Origin of the sequence: Cupriavidus pauculus (assembly GCF_003854935.1) — a bacterium.
Taxonomy (GTDB): domain Bacteria; phylum Pseudomonadota; class Gammaproteobacteria; order Burkholderiales; family Burkholderiaceae; genus Cupriavidus; species Cupriavidus pauculus_C.
The window spans coordinates 790,415-807,924 of the sequence record NZ_CP033969.1; the positions used below are offsets into that span (position 1 = coordinate 790,415).

At 69.2% G+C, this 17,510-nt stretch carries 17 protein-coding genes; 13 read left to right on the top strand and 4 right to left on the bottom strand.

The window, feature by feature from the left end; translation table 11 throughout:
- Nucleotides 1–268: 268 nt before the first annotated feature.
- The 12 genes from rpmH to EHF44_RS05400 all read left to right on the top strand — a co-directional run bounded on the left by rpmH (nucleotide 269) and on the right by EHF44_RS05400 (nucleotide 10,690).
- Entirely contained in the window at nucleotides 269–403 is a 135-nt protein-coding gene (gene rpmH / locus EHF44_RS05345) for a 50S ribosomal protein L34 (protein WP_008650850.1), read from the top strand.
- A 139-nt stretch (nucleotides 404–542) separates the two neighbouring features.
- Nucleotides 543–962 (top strand): ribonuclease P protein component, encoded by a 420-nt coding sequence (gene rnpA, locus EHF44_RS05350; RefSeq protein ID WP_124685004.1) that lies wholly within the window; start codon nucleotides 543–545, stop codon nucleotides 960–962.
- Between the two features lie 8 nt (nucleotides 963–970).
- Nucleotides 971–1,255 carry a membrane protein insertion efficiency factor YidD gene (yidD, locus tag EHF44_RS05355; protein WP_124682794.1) on the top strand — a complete coding sequence of 95 codons (285 nt, stop codon included), beginning with the start codon at nucleotides 971–973 and terminating at the stop codon, nucleotides 1,253–1,255.
- A gap of 21 nt (nucleotides 1,256–1,276) precedes the next feature.
- Nucleotides 1,277–2,953, top strand: coding sequence for a membrane protein insertase YidC (yidC, locus tag EHF44_RS05360; RefSeq protein ID WP_124682795.1), 1,677 nt, complete (start codon nucleotides 1,277–1,279; stop codon nucleotides 2,951–2,953).
- Nucleotides 2,954–3,110: 157 nt separating this feature from the next.
- Nucleotides 3,111–3,881, top strand: a complete 771-nt coding sequence (gene tam, locus EHF44_RS05365; protein WP_124682796.1) for a trans-aconitate 2-methyltransferase — start codon at nucleotides 3,111–3,113, stop codon at nucleotides 3,879–3,881.
- Nucleotides 3,882–3,974: 93 nt separating this feature from the next.
- On the top strand, nucleotides 3,975–4,739 hold the full coding sequence (locus tag EHF44_RS05370) for a CHAD domain-containing protein (protein ID WP_124682797.1): 765 nt from the start codon (nucleotides 3,975–3,977) through the stop codon (nucleotides 4,737–4,739).
- A 47-nt stretch (nucleotides 4,740–4,786) separates the two neighbouring features.
- Complete coding sequence (gene mnmE / locus EHF44_RS05375) at nucleotides 4,787–6,214, top strand: tRNA uridine-5-carboxymethylaminomethyl(34) synthesis GTPase MnmE (RefSeq protein ID WP_124682798.1); 1,428 nt, start codon at nucleotides 4,787–4,789, stop codon at nucleotides 6,212–6,214.
- A gap of 13 nt (nucleotides 6,215–6,227) precedes the next feature.
- The gene (locus EHF44_RS05380) at nucleotides 6,228–7,862 is read left to right on the top strand and encodes an ATP-binding protein (protein WP_124682799.1); all 1,635 of its coding nucleotides are present in this window, start codon (nucleotides 6,228–6,230) and stop codon (nucleotides 7,860–7,862) included.
- A 215-nt stretch (nucleotides 7,863–8,077) separates the two neighbouring features.
- The gene (locus EHF44_RS05385) at nucleotides 8,078–8,572 is read left to right on the top strand and encodes a hypothetical protein (RefSeq protein ID WP_124682800.1); all 495 of its coding nucleotides are present in this window, start codon (nucleotides 8,078–8,080) and stop codon (nucleotides 8,570–8,572) included.
- 102 nt (nucleotides 8,573–8,674) lie between these two features.
- Entirely contained in the window at nucleotides 8,675–9,262 is a 588-nt protein-coding gene (locus EHF44_RS05390) for a TetR/AcrR family transcriptional regulator (protein WP_124682801.1), read from the top strand.
- 65 nt (nucleotides 9,263–9,327) lie between these two features.
- A complete protein-coding gene (locus tag EHF44_RS05395) occupies nucleotides 9,328–9,903 on the top strand; it encodes an OB-fold putative lipoprotein (RefSeq protein ID WP_124682802.1) in 576 nt (191 codons plus the stop codon).
- 187 nt (nucleotides 9,904–10,090) lie between these two features.
- Nucleotides 10,091–10,690 (top strand): Sbal_3080 family lipoprotein, encoded by a 600-nt coding sequence (locus EHF44_RS05400; protein WP_124682803.1) that lies wholly within the window; start codon nucleotides 10,091–10,093, stop codon nucleotides 10,688–10,690.
- A 57-nt stretch (nucleotides 10,691–10,747) separates the two neighbouring features.
- Here EHF44_RS05400 and EHF44_RS05405 read toward each other — a convergent pair whose 3' ends face one another.
- The 4 genes from EHF44_RS05405 to EHF44_RS05420 form a co-directional block, all read right to left on the bottom strand.
- A complete protein-coding gene (locus EHF44_RS05405) occupies nucleotides 10,748–12,760 on the bottom strand; it encodes a methyl-accepting chemotaxis protein (protein ID WP_253699988.1) in 2,013 nt (670 codons plus the stop codon).
- A 342-nt stretch (nucleotides 12,761–13,102) separates the two neighbouring features.
- Nucleotides 13,103–14,077 (bottom strand): M14 family metallopeptidase, encoded by a 975-nt coding sequence (locus EHF44_RS05410; RefSeq protein ID WP_124682804.1) that lies wholly within the window; start codon nucleotides 14,075–14,077, stop codon nucleotides 13,103–13,105.
- Between the two features lie 10 nt (nucleotides 14,078–14,087).
- Complete coding sequence (locus EHF44_RS05415) at nucleotides 14,088–15,068, bottom strand: Bug family tripartite tricarboxylate transporter substrate binding protein (protein WP_124682805.1); 981 nt, start codon at nucleotides 15,066–15,068, stop codon at nucleotides 14,088–14,090.
- Between the two features lie 600 nt (nucleotides 15,069–15,668).
- Entirely contained in the window at nucleotides 15,669–16,607 is a 939-nt protein-coding gene (locus EHF44_RS05420; RefSeq protein WP_124682806.1) for a LysR family transcriptional regulator, read from the bottom strand.
- A gap of 59 nt (nucleotides 16,608–16,666) precedes the next feature.
- Between EHF44_RS05420 and EHF44_RS05425 the strand changes: the two genes are divergently transcribed.
- Complete coding sequence (locus EHF44_RS05425; RefSeq protein WP_124682807.1) at nucleotides 16,667–17,509, top strand: MerR family transcriptional regulator; 843 nt, start codon at nucleotides 16,667–16,669, stop codon at nucleotides 17,507–17,509.
- The last annotated feature ends 1 nt before the right edge of the window (nucleotide 17,510 follow it).

The window sequence follows — 17,510 nt, forward strand, 5'->3', positions numbered from 1 at the left end:
CCGGGTCTGGCCAGGACCGTATACGCGCACAAGGCGTCTGCGGCATCGGGCAAGCGGCCTGATCCCCGCCAGTGCCTTCGTCCCCGACGGACAGGGCCAGCGGCGGCCGGCAGCAAGACAGAACCAGAATCGTCGGCATGGCCGCAGCAACCTCGCCTGAATACCAAGCGTCTGCATTGCGGCAGCCCCATGCGAACCATACGCGGCGGCCAAGGCACCCCGGCATCGGCCGGCGCCCGGAAAGCCCGGATCAACCAGAGAGTGCAACATGAAACGTACCTACCAACCTTCCGTTACCCGCCGCAAGCGTACCCATGGTTTCCGCGTGCGCATGAAGACCCGCGGCGGCCGTGCCGTGATCAACGCACGTCGCGCCAAGGGCCGCAAGCGCCTGGCGATCTGAGTGCCGGGCGGCCGGCCCGGATGGAGCGCAGCGTGACGGCCCGCCGTCTCGCCTGCCGCCGTCCGGCCCAGCGCCTCGCACCCAGGATGGCCAGCAGCGTTGCAGCCGAAGCCCGGCTTTCCCGCCAGCTTTGACCAGCGTGTCGGACCATGCCTTCCCCAAAGCCGCGAGGCTCACAAAGACGGATGAGTTTTCATCCGTTTTTGCTTTGCGGCCCCGCCGCCGCAGCACGCATTTCGTGCTGTACGTGCGGGCCAACGGCCAGCCGCAGGCCCGGCTGGGCATCGTGGTCGGCAAGAAGTTCGCACCGCGCGCCGCCGAGCGCAACCTCGTGAAGCGCATGGTGCGGGAACTGTTCCGGAGCCGGCAGGCCCAATTCGCGGGCCGGGACATCCTGCTGCGGCTGCAGGCGAAGTTTCCGCGTGCGGAATTCGCCAGCCGGGCGGCCATCCGGCGTGCCTGCCAGGCCGAACTCGTCGGCCTGCTCGACGTTGCCGCCAGGCCCCTGCCGCCCGCCCCGGCCGTGCCGCCCCCCGGCAGCCCGGCCGCGCCAGCCTGACCATCACCATGAAGCGAATCCTGCTAGCCCTGCTGCGTATCTACAAGATCGCCCTGAGTCCCTACCTGGGCTCGCAGTGCCGCTTCCTGCCGACCTGTTCCGACTACGCCCGCGACGCCATCGTCAGTCATGGCCCGGCGCGCGGCACGTGGATGGCCGCATGCAGACTCTGCCGTTGCCATCCTTTCGCAAAGGGCGGGTATGATCCCGTGCCCGAGCCCGCAGCAAGCGGAACGGCCGCCGCACCCGTGCCCGGCCGCCCGTCCGTCACGGTCCGGCTTCCCAGACCCTGATTCCCCAGACCATAGCGAGACATGGATATCAAACGCACCATCCTGTGGGTCATCTTCTCGATGTCCCTCGTGCTGCTCTACGACAACTGGCAGCGCGCCAACGGCCACGCGTCGATGTTCTTCCCGAGCGCCAACACGCAACAGCAGGCCGCTCCGGCCGGTGGTGCCAGCGGCGCGGCCGCCCAGGGTGACGTGCCCAAGGCCAGCGGGACGAGCGCCCCGGCGCCTGGCGCCGTGCCGGCGGCCCCGGCCACGGCGGCCCAGCCCGCGGGCGAGAAGGTCGTGGTCACCACTGACGAAGTGCGTGCCGAGATCGACACCGCCGGCGGCATCCTGTCGCGCCTGGAACTGCTCAACGAGCACGAGAAGGACGGCAAGCCCGTGGTGCTGTTCGAGCGCGATGCGCAGCGCACCTACCTGGCCCGCTCGGGCCTGATCGGCGGCGACCTGCCCAACCACACTACGGTCTTCACGGCTGCTCCGGGCCCGCGCGCGCTGGCCGCCGGCCAGGACAAGATCGACGTGGTGCTGACCGCCGAGAAGAACGGCGTGAAGCTGGTAAAGACCTACACGTTCCGCAAGGGCAGCTACGTGGTGGACGCCCGCTTCGACGTGACCAACGCGGGCACCGCTCCGGTCTCGCCCACGCTGTACCTGGAACTGGCGCGCGACGGCAGCAAGGTCGAGCAGTCGCAGTTCTACAGCACGTTCACGGGCCCGGCCATCTACACGAACGCCGACAAGTACCACAAGCTCAGCTTCGAGGACATCTCGAAGGGCAAGGCCACCGTGCCGGCCGCCACCGACAACGGCTGGGTGGCGATGGTGCAGCACTACTTCGCGTCGGCCTGGATTCCGCAGAACGGCAAGCAGCACAGCTTCTACGCCGAGCAGATCGACCCGAACCTGTACCGCGTGGGTGTCCAGCAGCCGCTGGGCCAGATCGCGCCGGGCGCCACGGTCAGCACCGACGCGCGCCTGTTTGCCGGCCCGCAGGAAGAGCACATGCTCGAACAGGTGACGCCGGGCCTGGAGCTGGTCAAGGACTATGGCTGGCTGACCATCCTGGCCAAGCCGCTGTTCTGGCTGCTGGAAAAGCTGCACGGCTTCCTGGGCAACTGGGGCTGGTCGATCATCGCCCTGACGGTGCTGATCAAGCTGGTGTTCTTCCCGCTGTCGGCCGCCAGCTACAAGTCGATGGGCAAGATGAAGGACCTGCAGCCGCGCATGACGGCCATCCGCGAGCGCTACAAGGGCGACCCGCAGAAGATGAACCAGGAGATGATGGCGCTGTACCGCACCGAGAAGGTCAACCCGCTCGGCGGCTGCCTGCCCATCGTGATCCAGATCCCGGTGTTCATCGCGCTGTACTGGGTGCTGCTGTCGTCGGTGGAAATGCGCGGCGCGCCGTGGCTGGGCTGGATCCACGACCTCTCGGTGCCGGACCCGTTCTACATCCTGCCGGTCGTGATGGCCGTGTCGATGTTCGTGCAGACCAAGCTGAACCCGACCCCGCCGGACCCCGTGCAGGCCAAGGTCATGATGATCATGCCGCTGGTGTTCTCGTTCATGTTCTTCTTCTTCCCGGCCGGCCTGGTGCTGTACTGGGTGGTGAACAACATCCTGTCGATCGCCCAGCAGTGGCAGATCAACCGCATGCTCAGCAAGGGCAAGGCGACCGCGGTGGCCAAGGGCTGACCGTCCCCCGCCGCAGTACCGAGAAACCCGGCCCCGTGCCGGGTTTTTTGTTACCGGCGTATGCTTCGAAGCCTGTGTCTTATATAAGACCTGCGCCGCACCGAAGCGCGCAAGATCGCACATTCGCCAGATCGGCGGTTCAAAGGGGAGACAGACCATGACGTGGTCGGCCAGCCAGTACGTGCAGTTCGAGGACGAATGCACCCGCCCCGTGCGGGACCTCGTCGCCGCTATTCCCACCGCCAGCGCCCGCCGCGTGGCGGACGTGGGCTGTGGCCCCGGCAATTCCACGGAGGTCCTGGCGGCGCGCTATGCGCAGGCGGAAGTCACCGGCCTGGACAGCGACGCCGACATGATCGCCGCCGCGCGCAAGCGGCTGCCCGGCCTGCGCTTCGACATCGCCGAGGTTTCCCAGTGGACCGATGCCGGCCCCTGGGACGTCATCCTGGCCAACGCCGTGTTCCAGTGGGTGCCCGACCACGCGCGGCTGTTCCCGTCGCTGGTGGGCAAGCTGGCACCCGGCGGCAGCCTGGCCATGCAGATGCCCGACAACCTCAACGAACCGCCGCACCTGCTGATGCGCGAGACCGCGCTGCAGGGCCCGTGGGCGCCCAAGCTGGCGGCCGCGGCCGATGCCCACACCGCGCTGGCGTCCGAGCGCTGGTACTACGAACTGCTGAAGCCGCACTGCGCGCGCGTGGATATCTGGCGCACGATCTACCAGCACCCGCTCCAGGGCGGCCCGGCAGCGGTGGTGGAATGGTTCAAGGGCAGCGGGCTGCGGCCGTTCCTGGCGCCGCTCGACGCCGCCGAGCAGGCCGACTACCTGGCACGCTACGAGGCGGCGCTGGCCAAGGTCTTCCCGCCGATGGCGGACGGCACCGTGCTGCTGCCGTTTCCGCGCGTGTTCATCGTCGCCACGCGATAGCCGGCCGACGCAGGGCGGCGGCAGCCTCGTGCGCCGTCGCCTACACTAGACGGACGCTGCGCAGTCACTCTCTTTGCCAACAGAGACACCGCCATGAGCCGTCCGCCCGAGCTGCACCGGAAGATGCGCCCCGCCGCCGCGTTCGTCGCGCTGGCCGATGCGGGCCTGCAGGCCGTGCACCATCACCTTGATGCCCTGCAACATCGCGACGAGGTGGAGGACGTGCACGACCTGCGCGTGGCCGTGCGCCACCTGCGGGCGGTGACATGGGCCTTCGGCCCGGTCCTGCCGGACAGCGTCAAGGCGCGCTGGAAGCAGGCGCTGCACGACGTGGCCGACGCCGCCGGCGATGTACGCGACTGGGACGTCTTCATCGCCGAGACCCTGGCCCCGGCACTGGCGCAGCAGCCCGCCAACCCCGTGCTGGCGGCACTGATCGACACCGCGCAGGCCCGCCGAACCACCGCGCACGCGTCGATGATGACAAGATTGTCACGTTACCGGCAGGCGCCGCTGCCTACGCTGAAGCGTGACCTGGCGCATCTGGCGGCGCGCCCGTCGCGGGGCCGGATGCGGACGTTCGGCCCGCGGCGGATCCGCAAGGCACGCGCCGACGTGCGCGAGCGGGCCCGCATCGCGCGCGACGGCCGCACCGAACACGTCCACCAGCTGCGCATCGGCAACAAGCGGCTGCGCTACGCGATCGAGGCGCTGTCCGACGTGCTGCCGGGCCGCTACCGCAACAAGCTGCGCAAGAAACTGGTGGCGCGGCAGACCGAACTGGGCGCCGTGATCGACGGCGCCGTGGCGCGCCGGCTGATGTGCGAATGCCTGGGCGTCGACGACCCGCAAGCCTGAATGCCGCGGCCATCCCGGCCAAGGATCGATCTGCGACAATACCGCCCATGACTGCTACCCAGCTTCCCATTGCCGCCATCGCCACCGCACCGGGCCGCGGCGGCATCGGCGTCGTGCGTGTGTCGGGCCCCGACGTCGGCAGCGTCATGCGCGCCGTCTGCGGCCGCGCGCTGCAACCGCGCCACGCCACGTACCTGCCGTTCCTGGACGCGCACGGCAAGGTCATCGACCACGGCCTGGCGCTGTACTTCCCGGCGCCCAATTCCTACACCGGCGAGGAAGTGCTCGAACTCCAGGGCCATGGCGGCCCCGTGGTCATGCAGATGCTGCTGTCGCGCTGCCTGCAGGCCGGCCGCGACATCGGCCTGCGCGTGGCCGAGCCCGGCGAATTCACCCGGCGCGCATTCCTGAACGACAAGCTGGACCTGGCCCAGGCCGAGGCCGTGGCGGACCTGATCGAAGCCAGCACCGAGGCCGCCGCCCGCTCCGCCGCGCGCTCGATGGAGGGCGAATTCTCGCGCGCCATCCACGCGCTGGTCGAAAAGGTCATCCACCTGCGCATGCTGGTGGAGGCGACGCTGGACTTTCCGGAGGAAGAGATCGACTTCCTGGAAGCGTCCGACGCGCGCGGCCAGCTTGCGCGCATCCGCACGGACCTGGCCGGCGTGCTGAAGCAGGCCCGGCAGGGATCGCTGCTGCGCGAGGGGCTGTCGGTGGTGCTGGCGGGCCAGCCGAACGTGGGCAAGTCGTCGCTGCTCAACGCGCTGGCCGGCGCCGAACTGGCCATCGTCACGCCCATCGCCGGCACCACGCGCGACCGCGTGCGCGAGACGATCCAGATCGACGGCATCCCCATCCATATCATCGACACGGCCGGCCTGCGCGACGACGCGGCCGACGAGGTGGAGCGCATCGGCATCGAACGTACCTGGGACGCCATCCGCCGCGCCGACATCGTGCTGCACCTGGTGGACGCGGCCGACTACCTGGAACACGGCATCTCCGAGGTCGACGACCATATCGACGACCGCCTCAGCGGCCAGCTCCCACCCGGATCGCCCATCGTGCGCGTGGTCAACAAGATCGACCTGGCGCCGGCGGCGGGCCAGATGGGCTTTGGCGGCAACCGCCCGCACGTGGTGGCCGCCAACGGCCCGAACCCGACCGAGATCTGGATCTCCGCGCGCACCGGCGCCGGCATCGACCTGATGCGCCGCGAGCTGCTGCGCCTGATCGGCTGGCAATCGGGCAACGAAGGCACGTTCCTGGCCCGCGAACGCCACCTGACGGCGCTGCGCAGCGCCCAGTCCCACCTGGACTGCGCCGTCGAACGCGCCGAGCAGAACGCCCAGGCGCTGGACCTGTTCGCCGAGGAACTGCGCCTGGCGCAGGAGCACCTGAACAGCATCACCGGCGAGTTCACGAGCGACGACCTGCTCGGCACGATCTTCACGCGGTTTTGTATTGGGAAGTGAGGAGAGCCTGCCGATGAGCCGGGAAGGCCAATTGCTCGACAAGAAGTCGCTGCGCGCGGTATGGGGCAAGACGGCGGACTGGGCCGAACTGGTCAAGGATTGCGTGGCGTTTGCCAATGCAACGGGCGGACATCTGCTGCTGGGCATCGAGGACGACGAGACCAGCCCGCCCGCGCACCAGCATATCCCGAGCGAGTTGCCCGACATGCTCCGGCGCAAGCTCGCCGAGCGCACCGTCAACGTGGTGGCGCTTCCCAACGTCCGGACGGCCGACAACGGCGGCCAGTACATCGACCTGGCCATCCCGCGCTCCGCAGCCGTGGCGTCGACCACCGATGGCCGCTACTTCCTGCGCATCGCGGACCAGAGCAAGCCCGTCACCGGGGACGAGGTGATGCGCCTTGCCGCCGAGCGGACAGCCCTGCCGTGGGAGTCGCAGACCACCCTCCGCGTCCCCCGTAGCGAGCGCGATCCAGACAAGGTGCGCCGATTCCTCGATGCCCTGCGCGCGTCGGATCGCGTCAAGGCATCGGTCAAGGAGAAGGCAGACGAGGAGCTGCTCGATCATTACCAGTTGGCGCAGGGTCTGTATCTGACCCATCTCGGCATCCTCTGCGTCGGTCGGCAGGCGCATCGGGCGCAATTGTCGACGGCGCCGGTCATCCAGTTCGTCAAGTTCGACGAGCACGCCCAGAAGGTCAACAAATGGGTCTGGGACGACCATACGCTGAGTCCCATGGAGATGATCGAGGCGGTCTGGCAAGACGTGCCAGACTTCCGTGAACGGTACGAACTGCCCGACGGCCTGTACCGCCAGAATGTCCCGGCATTCGACGAAATCGTCGTGCGTGAGCTGCTGGTGAATGCCTTGGTCCATCGGCCCTACACGCAACGCGGCGATATCTTCCTGAACCTGTACCCCGACCGTCTGGAGGTGGTGAATCCCGGCCCGCTCCCGCTCGGCGTGACGCCACAGAACGTCCTGCATGTGACCGTACGCCGCAACGAACACCTTGCACGGGTGTTCCACGATCTCAAGCTCATGGAGCGAGAGGGCAGCGGCTTCGACAAGATCTACGAGGTGCTGCTGTCGCAAGGCAGGCCGGCGCCGGAGCTGACCGAAAGCCATGACCGGGTTCAGGTAACCGTGCGCCGCCGCATCGTCCAGCCCGACGTGATCGACTTCATCGCCAAGGCCGACCAGACGTACCATCTGACCCAGCGCGAACGCATCGCCATGGGATTGCTGGCCCAGCACGAGGGCCTGACCGCGCGGGAACTGGCCCAGGCGCTGGAACTGGCCTCGATCGACCTGCTACGCCCGTGGCTCAAGCGGCCGCTGGAGTGGCAACTGGTCCGCTGTACGGGCCGGACCCAGGCCACACGCTACTTTATCGATCCGCAACTGGTGCGCAGCCTTGACTTCACTGCCGCCACCACGCTCAAGCGCATCGAGCCGCACCGTCTTCTTGCGCTGATCGTCGAGGATGTGGAGCGCTATCCGCAGACCCGGATCGGCGACATCCACGCGCGCATCGGCCCGGAGATTCCGCGCTCCCGCATCCGGCGCGCCCTCGAACAACTGGTCAGGGAAGGCAGGCTGCTTCAGGAGGGCGTGCGCAGTGGTACACGCTATCGTGCTCCGTAACTTGGCGCAACGGCACGGCTATCTGCCCGCCGCGCGCCAAGTTGCTGAACCAAAACCGGCCCGAAGATGTCGTAACCCCTTGAAACGCAAGGAGTTGCCACTTGGCTCAACAATGTTGTATGCGCCAGGTTTCCGCGCCAAGCCGGCGTCTGAATCTGCCGCCGGTGCGAGTGCCACGTAGTCGCCAGCCGTCCCGCCCGAGCGCCAGCCACAACATGCCCGACGCTTCACGATCCCGCCTCCTCTCCCCCGGCGAACGCGCGCTCGCCCGGTCGATCTTTGCCGATACCATCGATTACACGCGCGTGCGTGTGCACCATCGCAACTACGTGTTCTGGCAGGGCGGGCACTACATCATCACGCCGAATGGCCAGATCTACCTTGGCCGCCGGCTGCGGGGGCTGACCGACTTCAGTGTGGCCAGCCTGGCGCTGCAGGGGCTGTTCATCCACGAGATGGCCCATGTCTGGCAGTACCAGCATGGGGTCAACGTGCTGCTGCGCGGGGCGGTTGAGCAGGTCAAGCACTTCCTGGGGTTCGACCAGTACCGCTACCGGCTCGATGCCGGCAAGCCGCTGGGCGCCTACAAGCTGGAGCAGCAGGGCGATATCCTGCGCGACTACTTTCTGGCGCGGCAGGGCCAGCGGGCGCCGTACGGGGCGGACGAGTACCTGGCCGCGCTCGGCGGGCCGGGCGGCACGCTCGTGTGATGCGCGCATGGCGCGCGCCGGCGAGGGTTTCCTCCAAGGTGTCGCGTTGACTTGCGGGGCGATGTGGCGGACCATCGGCCACAACGCAAACCGGAGTCCAACATGCCCCGCGTATCGAAAGCGGAAGCGGAAAAGAACCGCGCCATCATCGAACAGGTGTCGTCACGGCTGTTCCGCGAGCAGGGCTTTCATGGCATCAGCGTGGCCGATCTGATGGGCGCCGCCGGGCTCACGCACGGCGGGTTCTATGGCCACTTCGAATCGAAGGACGCGCTCGCAGCCATCGCCTGCGCGCGCGCGTTCGAGGAGTCCGAAGCCCGCTGGCGCAAGCGCGTGGGCGAGGCGCCGGACCGGGCCGCCGCGCGGTCGGCACTGGTCGATGGCTACCTGTCCGCGCGCAATCGCAACAATGCCGGCGCCGGGTGCCCGGTGGCCGCGCTGGCCAACGACGTGGCGCGCGAGCCCGACGACAAGCCCGTGCGCGGGGCCTTCCACGCGGGCGTGGAGCAGTTGCTGGACATCCTCGCCAGCGTCCAGCCCGGCGACGACGCCGCCGCGAACCGGCAGGCCGCGCTGGCGCAGATGGCGATGCTGGCCGGCGCGCTGACGCTGTCGCGCGCCACGCAGGGCACGCCGCTGTCGAACGAAATCCTGGCCGCCGCGCGCGCGGCGCTGCTGCCGGAAGGCTGAAAACCTGACGCCCGCGCCGGGCGCGCTACACTTGCGGACTTCGTCGTCCTGTCCGCCCGCCCCCGATGTTGAGCCGTACCAGACAAACCCTCGTCGCCGTCGTTGCCGTCTTCATCCTCTGCCTGCTCTGGTTCGTCGGCAACGAGAAAAGCGATCCGGTGCCCGCCGACCCCGCGGCCGATAACGTGGCCGCCGCCTCCGGCGCGCCCGCCAGCGTGCCGCGCGGCATCCCGCGCAACGGCACGCTCGACCCCATCAGCATCGACCCGAACCGCCCGGCCAACCTGCTGCCGCAGTATCCGGCCGACGCGCTGGCCGCCGACTACCGCAACGACGCCACCGCCGCGGACGAGCGCTATCGCGGCCAGTACTTCATTGTCGAAGGCGTGGCCAGCGGCATCCGGCGCGAGCAGGACAACGTCTTCCTGGAAATCCGCACCGACAACGCCAGCCAGGTCGTGCGCGCCGCGCTGCTGCGCCAGCAGATCTGCGGCCCGGCCGGGCGCACCTGCGAGGTGGAAGCGCGCGCCACGATGGTCCGGCGCGGCCAGAAGGTGGCCGTGGAATGTACCGGCGCGGGGCAGGGCGACGGCAACACGCCGCTGCTGGCCGACTGCCTGCTGCGGGGCGGCGCGAACTAGCCCGCACCAAGCGCCGCGCGAATCACTTCGACGATTTGCGGCCCGGCTCCCCCGCTGTTCTTCGCTTTGACGCGCCGCCGGCACGCCTACATTACGCAGGCATGCTGCCGGCAATGCGTCCCTGAACCGCCCTTCGCGCGGCATCCGGGCGGCCGGCTTCCTAGCCGACGCGCTATCAGGATCCGAAATGAAGAGAGCAACGATTGCGGCCGCGCTGGCCTTGCTGGCCACGGGCTGTTCCACTTACCAGAGCGTGACGCCGGTCGACCGCACCGAGATCATCGACCCGATCGCCGGGTTCCAGAATGGCGCCTTCGGCGGCCCGGCCCAGTTCCGCGTCGACGGCAACCGCATGGTCGGTGCCGATGGCGCGCTGTTCTGCGTCATCACCAACCAGGTCAACGGCAACGCCTACGTCGACAGCTTCGCCAGTGCGCTGCGCGCGCGCAACTTCGAGGTCAAGATGCTGCCGCCGTATTCGTCGGTGGCGTCCTGCCCGATGACGGCCATGTACGTGGCCCAGCGGCAGACCTACCTCGCGCCGTTCCTGGTGTCGGCCGACATCACGGTGTTCCGCAACGGCGAGCGCGTGGGCAAGGCCGTGTTCAACGCCAACCGCAGCGCGGGCGGCATCAACCTGAGCCATCTGATCCAGCCCGACACCAAGATCGAGGAACTGGTCGACCGGCTGTTCCCGGGCCTGAAACCGCAGCCCGTGCCGGCCCAGGCCGCGCCGGCTCCGGCTCCGGCGCCCGAGCAGGCGCCGGCCGCCGTCCCGGCCGCCTGACAGTCACGCCGCCGCGCCCGATCCGGCCGGACCGGGCGGGGCAGGGTCGTCAGGCCATCAGGCCAGGCGGAACACTTCCACCGCCTGACGCAGTTCCTGCGCCTGGTGGTGCAGGCTTTCGGCGGCCGCGGCGGCCTCCTCGACCAGCGCCGCGTTCTGCTGCGTGACGCTGTCCATCTCGGCCACGGCACCGCTGACCTGCGCCAGCCCCTGCGACTGCTCGCGCGACGCCACGCTGATGTCGCCCATCAGCGCCGCAATCGCTTCCACGCGCCGCACCATGTCGTCGATGGCCGTTCCGGCCTGCTGCACGGCCTCGTTGCCGCTCTTGAGGTCCGTCACGGTCCGCTCGATCAACTGCTTGATCTCGCCGGCCGCGTTGGCGCTGCGCTGCGCCAGGCTGCGCACCTCGCCGGCCACCACGGCAAACCCGCGCCCGTGCTCGCCCGCGCGCGCCGCTTCCACGGCGGCGTTCAGCGCCAGGATGTTGGTCTGGAACGCGATGCCGTCGATCATGCCGATGATGTCCACCACCTGCTGCGCGTTGCGATGGATATCGGCCATCGTGTCGACCACGCGGCCCACCGTCGTGCCGCCCGCGCGGGCCGCCTCGGCGGCGCTGGCGACGGCCTGGTTGGCGTCGTGCGCGTTGTCGGCGTTCTGCTTCACCGTCGCGGACAGTTCCTCGATGCTGGCCACCGTGCGCTCCAGGCTGCCGGCCTGCGCGGCCGTGCGCGACGACAGGTCGGCATTGCCGCTGGCGATCTGGCTCGTGCTACCCGCGATGGCGCCCACGCTGCCGCGCACCTTGTCCACGATGCCGGACAGGCCCTGGCCCACGCCGTCGATGGCGCGCATCAACTGGCCGATCTCGTCATTGCGCGGCGTATCCAGCCGCGCGGTCAGGTCGCCCGACGCCAGGCGCGCCGCGGCATCGGCGGCGGCGGCCAGCGGCTGGCTGACCATCCGGCGCAGCAGCCACCAGAACGCGGCCGACACCGCCAGCGCCGCCAGCAGGCCCCCGGCCAGGAAGCGGTTGCGGCTGGCTTCCAGTTCATCGCGCAGCGACGCCGTCGGCACGGAGCCGGCAATCGTCCACTGCCATTCCGGGTAGGTCACGAACGCGGTCAGCCGCTCGCGCGCCGCGTCGTTGCCGATGGCCACGGTGTTGGTCACGGCGCCTTCCCTGGCCGCGATCATGTCGCGGATCCACGGCTTGCCGGCGGCGTCCCTGGCGTCGATCTGCACCGTGCCCTCGGAGCCCGAGCGGTCGACGATGATCTTGCCCTGGTCGGCCCCGCCCTTGGCGTCGATGACGATGAACTGGCCGTCGTCGCCAATCTTCTTGCGGCGGATGCGGTTCTTCAGCGCCGCCAGCTCGGCCTCGACGTTCACGCCCACGTACAGCGCGCCGACGATCTTGCCGCCGGCGTCGCGCACGGGCTCGTACTTGCTCATGTAGGGCTTGCCGAACAGCCACGCCAGCGAGCGGTACGACTTGCCCGACGACACGGCCGCGTAGGCCGGGCTGGCGCGGTCCAGCAGGGTGCCGATGGCGCGCTGGCCGTCCTGCTTCTTGAGCGACGTGGTCACGCGGATGTAGTCGTCGCCGGTGCGGGCGAACACCGTGGCCACGACGCCGCCGGTGTTGGCAAAGAACTTGTCCGGCACCTCGAAGCTGTTGTTCAGCACCAGATCGCCGCTGCGGAAGGTCGGCGTGGCCTTGCCGGCCACCTCGACGGTCTGCGCGGGGTCCACCGCGTACGGGCCGGGCAGCACGGCGGCAAAGCTCAGCAGGAAGCGGTCGGCCTCCTGCAGCATGGTGTCGTCAAGCTGGGCCACCAGCTCGCGCAGCGTCTGGCTCTCGGCACTGATGGCGTCGCGGGCCTGCGCTTCGAGCTGGGTCATGCTGCTATGGGACAGGGCCAGCGAGAAGGCACCGAACGCAACAAGCTGGACGGCCAGCACGACCAGCGCAATGCGCGTGCCGATGCTCCAGCTGCCGGCAGCCGCGCGCACGCGGCCCGCCGCTGCCTGCTGCGGCAGGGTAAGGGAATAGGTAGAAGACAAGGGGCGCTCCGTGTAGATCGCCGTGCGCCGTCATGACGCACGGGCGACGTCCGCTCTGACGGCGGATCGTCACAACGGAGTTATCGGATGTACAGACAATGCTCTTGAATTCAGGGAATGCTTAATCTAACCGTGGGGTGGATGTATCACGGTGTGATGGGATGAAACCCGTTGCATACGCGGGGTGGACTCCCCTCTCCCGCGCGCGGGAGAGGGGTCGGGGGAGAGGGCCAGCCGCGCTATTTGCGAGACGGTTGGCAAGCAGATCCTCGACGCCCTCTCCCCCAGCCCCTCTCCCGCAGGCGGGAGAGGGGAGCGCGGCCGAAGGCATCGCCAACGTCCTCAAACCTCCAGCCGCCCCAGCCTCACCACCGTCACCCCCGGCCGCAGTTGCCGCAGCGACGGCATCACGAGCACGCAGTTCGGGTACGGGGTGACCACCGGCTCGCCGTCGCGCCAGCCGATCACGGTGCCGGCGTCGTCGAACGTTTCCAGGCCGGTGTAGGGGCCCGCGAACCGGAAGTCCATGCTGCTGGCCACCACGGGCTCGGTCACGCGGACCACGCGCTGCGTGGCGGGCCGCGGTTGCAGCCAGCCGGCCGGCAGGTCGGCCTCGTCGACCACGCCCGCGTGGAGCAGGAAGCGGGCAGTGCTGTCGCGCGCCACGTCGACGGCCGAGGTTTCCCAATGCTGGCCGCATTCGATCAGCAGCGCGTTGCGCGGGCTGGCCGGATCGCCAAACCCGGCGTAGTCGCGCATGCGGCGGCCTTCGGGGTGGCCTTCGTCGACGATGATGTCGGCCGGCGCGCCCACGGCGCGCGACAGCGCGATGCCCTTGTCGAGCGGCCCGGAGACAATCAGCGGCCGGCTTTTCTCGTGCATCGAGTGCAGGTCCAGCAGCAGGTCGACCGTGTCGATCACCGGACGCATGGCGCGCGCACGGCGCAGTTCGGACGAATCGCGCGACAGGTCGTCCAGCACCGCCGCGGTCCACACGCGGTTGAAATCCTGGTCGACGAAGCGCGAGGCATCGGGCCGGGCTGCGTCGAACGCGGCGTAGGCATCCACGTTGGCAAACGCCAGCGTCAGCCGGCCCCGGCGCGGCCGCAGGCCGTGGTCCAGCAGGCCGGCCACCGTGATCGCGCCGCAGACCTCGTTGCCGTGCGTCAGTGCGTTGATCATCACATGCGGGCCGGGCGCGCCACTGTCGAACGTGTGGACGTAGGCGATGCCCGTGCTGCCATCGGCATAGGGGCGGATGTCCGGAAAGGCGACCTCGACCGGATAGGCGTCGAGCGGGGGCGTGGTTGGCGTCATCGGGCGGTCCTTACTGGCGGATGTCGGCGGTCTGGACGATCGTGCGGTACTTGGCCGTCTCGCGCTTCACGAACGCGGCGAACTGGGCGGGATTGGCCGGTGCCACCTCCACGCCGGCTTCGGCCAGCTTCTTGCGGACGTCCGGCATCGCCAGCACGGCCTGCATCTCGGTATTCAGTCGATCGATAACGGAGCGCGGTGTGGCGCCAGGCGCCATCAATCCGAACCATACTCCCATGTCGACTCCCTTGAGCGCCGGGGTCTCGGCCAGTGCGGGCACGTTCGGCGCCACGCTGGCGCGCTTGTTCTCGGTCACGCCGTAGGCACGCACGCGGCCGGCCTGGATATGCGGCAGCGCCGACGACAGCACCATCACCGCCAGGTCGATCTGGCCGCCGAGCAGGTCGGTCGCCATCGCCGACGCGCCCTTGTACGGCACGTGCGTGATGTTGACCTTGCCCTGCTGCTTGATCAGCTCGCCGGCCAGATTCAGCGGCGTGCCCACGCCCGACGACGCATACGACAGCGCGCCCGGCTTGGCCCCGGCCAGCGCGATCAGCTCGCCGGCATCCTTGGCGGGCAACTGAAGCTTGCCCACCAGCACCATCGGCTGCGTGCCGACGAAGGTAATCGGCGCTAGGTCCTTCTCGCCGTCGTAGCGCACCGCCGGGTTGGTCAGCCGCGCGATCGACACCTCGCTGCCCGAGCCCATCAGCAACGTGTAGCCATCGGCCTCCGCCTTGACCACCTTCTGTGCGCCAATGGTGCCGCCCGCGCCGCCCAGGTTCTCGATCACCACGCTCTGGCCCAGCCGCTTGCCCAACTCGGGCGCCACGGTGCGCGCCACCAGATCGACGCTGCCGCCGGCGGTGTAGCCCACCACAAGCGTGACCGGCTTGGTCGGATAGCCACCGGCCGCAGAGGCGCTGGCGGTGGCAAATGCACAACTGGCAACGGAAGCGGCGGCAAGCACGCGCAGCAGGGTCTTCATGATTTCTCCGGCAGGTCTGTAGATGTTGTCCGGCGATGGTAGAGAGCGCGCAACGGCGCAGGATGCGGCTTTGGCAACGGGGGTTGCCGTTTCGGCAATGGGCGGAAATGGTGCAGGACGGTATTCCTGCTCACCCGCCTGCGGGAGGGCGTTGAGCATCTGCTTGCCGACTGGTCGCAATTTGCACCGCCGGCCCTCTCCCCCGGCCCCTCTCCCGCAACGCGGGAGAGGGGAGCCAACAAGCGGTGGCGTTCAGGCTCTACCGCTGGCTTTTGCTCCGCTCTCCCGCCTGCGGGAGAGGGGTTGGGGGAGAGGGCGTTGAGCATCTGCTTGCCGACTGGTCGCAATTTGCACCGCCGGCCCTCTCCCCCGGCCCCTCTCCCGCAACGCGGGAGAGGGGAGACAACAAGCGATGGCGTTCAGGCTCTACCGCTGGCTTTTGCTCCCCTCTCCCGCCTGCGGGAGAGGGGTTGGGGGAGAGGGCGTTGAGCATCTGCTTGCCGACTAGTCGCAATTTGCACCGCCGGCCCTCTCCCCCGGCCCCTCTCCCGCAACGCGGGAGAAGGGAGCAAACCAGGGGCTGCAAACAGACTAGCCCCATCACCCCGCCGTGGCCGCCATCCAGAACGCTTCCGCCAGCGGGCGCATCGCCGTGCGGGGCCGGTACAGGCGGATGTCGAGCGCCAGGTCGGCCGTGTCGCCGCCGGGCAGGTCGGCGCGGACCAGGCGGCCGGTGTGCAGGTCATCGGCGATCAGGCGGGCGGGCAGCCAGGCCAGGCCCATCTTCTGGCGCACCATTTCGTGGACCGATTCCGCGAAGTCGCTGACGGCGATGACGTCGAGCCAGCTTGCGAGCTTGCGGCGGGCGATCTCCTGGTTGACCATGCGGCCCATCGTCAGCGTCTCGGCGTAGGCGATCATCGGCACTGGCGCGGGCCGGGCGCCTGCCTTGGGCTTCTGCAGCCGGAACTCGGGCCCGCCGCGCGCGTTGGCGGCCGACACGCAGACCAGCCGCTCCACGCCCACGGCGTGGAACTGGTAGCGCGCGTCGTCGAGCATCACGGGCAGGTCGTGCGGGCTGTAGCAGAGCAGGAAATCGGCGTCGCCCTCGGTAAAGCGTTCGAGCGCGTCGTGCGTGGAATGGGTGGACAGCCGCGTGCGAAAGCCGGCGCCGGCCGGGTCGTCGCGCATGGCATGGCGCAGGCCGGCCAGCCACGCGGGTACCATCGATCGGGCCAGCGTCTTGCCGGTGGCGATGGTGAGCGTGCGGGCATCGGCGCGATGGGCGGCGCGCAGCGCCATGCGGGTTTCGTCCAGCGTGCGCAGCGCGGTCTGCGCGGCTTCCAGGAACTGGCGGCCTTCGCGGGTCAGCCGCACCGGGTACGCGCTGCGGTCGATGAGCGGCGCCCCGGCCCAGACTTCCAGCGCTTGCATGCGGCGCCCGAACGCCGGCGGCGTGACGTTGCGCAGCTCGGCGGCCCGCGCGAGGCTGCCGGCCTGCGCCAGGCACACGAAGTCTTCGAGCCAACGGATATGCATGGGGACGCCAGGAAGAGTTGGCGCATTGTAACGTCGCCGGCTCGGTTAGAATTTTCGCCATGCCCTCCCAACCGCGCGGCGCCCGGCCGTCCGCATCCGCCCCTGCCTTGCCCGATGCCAGCGCACCGGCGCGCACCCCATCCCCGGAATACACGATCGACGAACTCGCGCGTGCCGCCGGCACCACGGTGCGCAATATCCGCTCGTACCAGGACCGCGGTCTGATCGACCCGCCCGAGCGGCGCGGCCGCGTGGGCATCTACACGCAGACCCATCTGGGCCGGCTGCGGCTGATCCACCATCTGCTGGCGCGCGGCTACACGCTGGCCAACATCATGGAGCTGCTCAAGGCCATCGTGGAAGGGCACGACCTGCGTTCGATCCTGGGCCTGGAGACGGCCATCAGCAGCCCCTGGAACAGCGAGGCCCCGCGCCACTATTCGTACCTGGCGCTGGCGCGGCTGTTCGGGCGGGCGATCTCTCGCCCGGCGCTGGCCCGCGCGATCTCGCTGGGGCTGCTGGAGCCGGACGGCCTGGGCTACCTGGCGCGCAGTCCGCGCGCGCTGGCGGCCGGTGCCGAAATGGCGCGCGCCGGCTTTGCGCTGGAAGACGTGCTGGACATCATCGGCCATGCGCGCGAGCACTTCCAGGCCGTCTCGGACCGCATCGTCGCGATGGTGGTGCGGGAACTGGACAAGTTCGGCGAAGGCCAGCTCCCGCCGCCGGCAGAGGTGCCGCGCATTGTCGACGTGCTGTGGCGCATCCGCCCGCTCGCGCTGGTGGCGCTGGAAACCGAGATGATGCGGGCGCTGGAGCTGTCGGCCAACAAATACCTGGGCGACCGCGTGGCCGCCATCCTCGAACATCTGCACGACGCGCCGGGGACGCCGCCCAGGGGCTGAC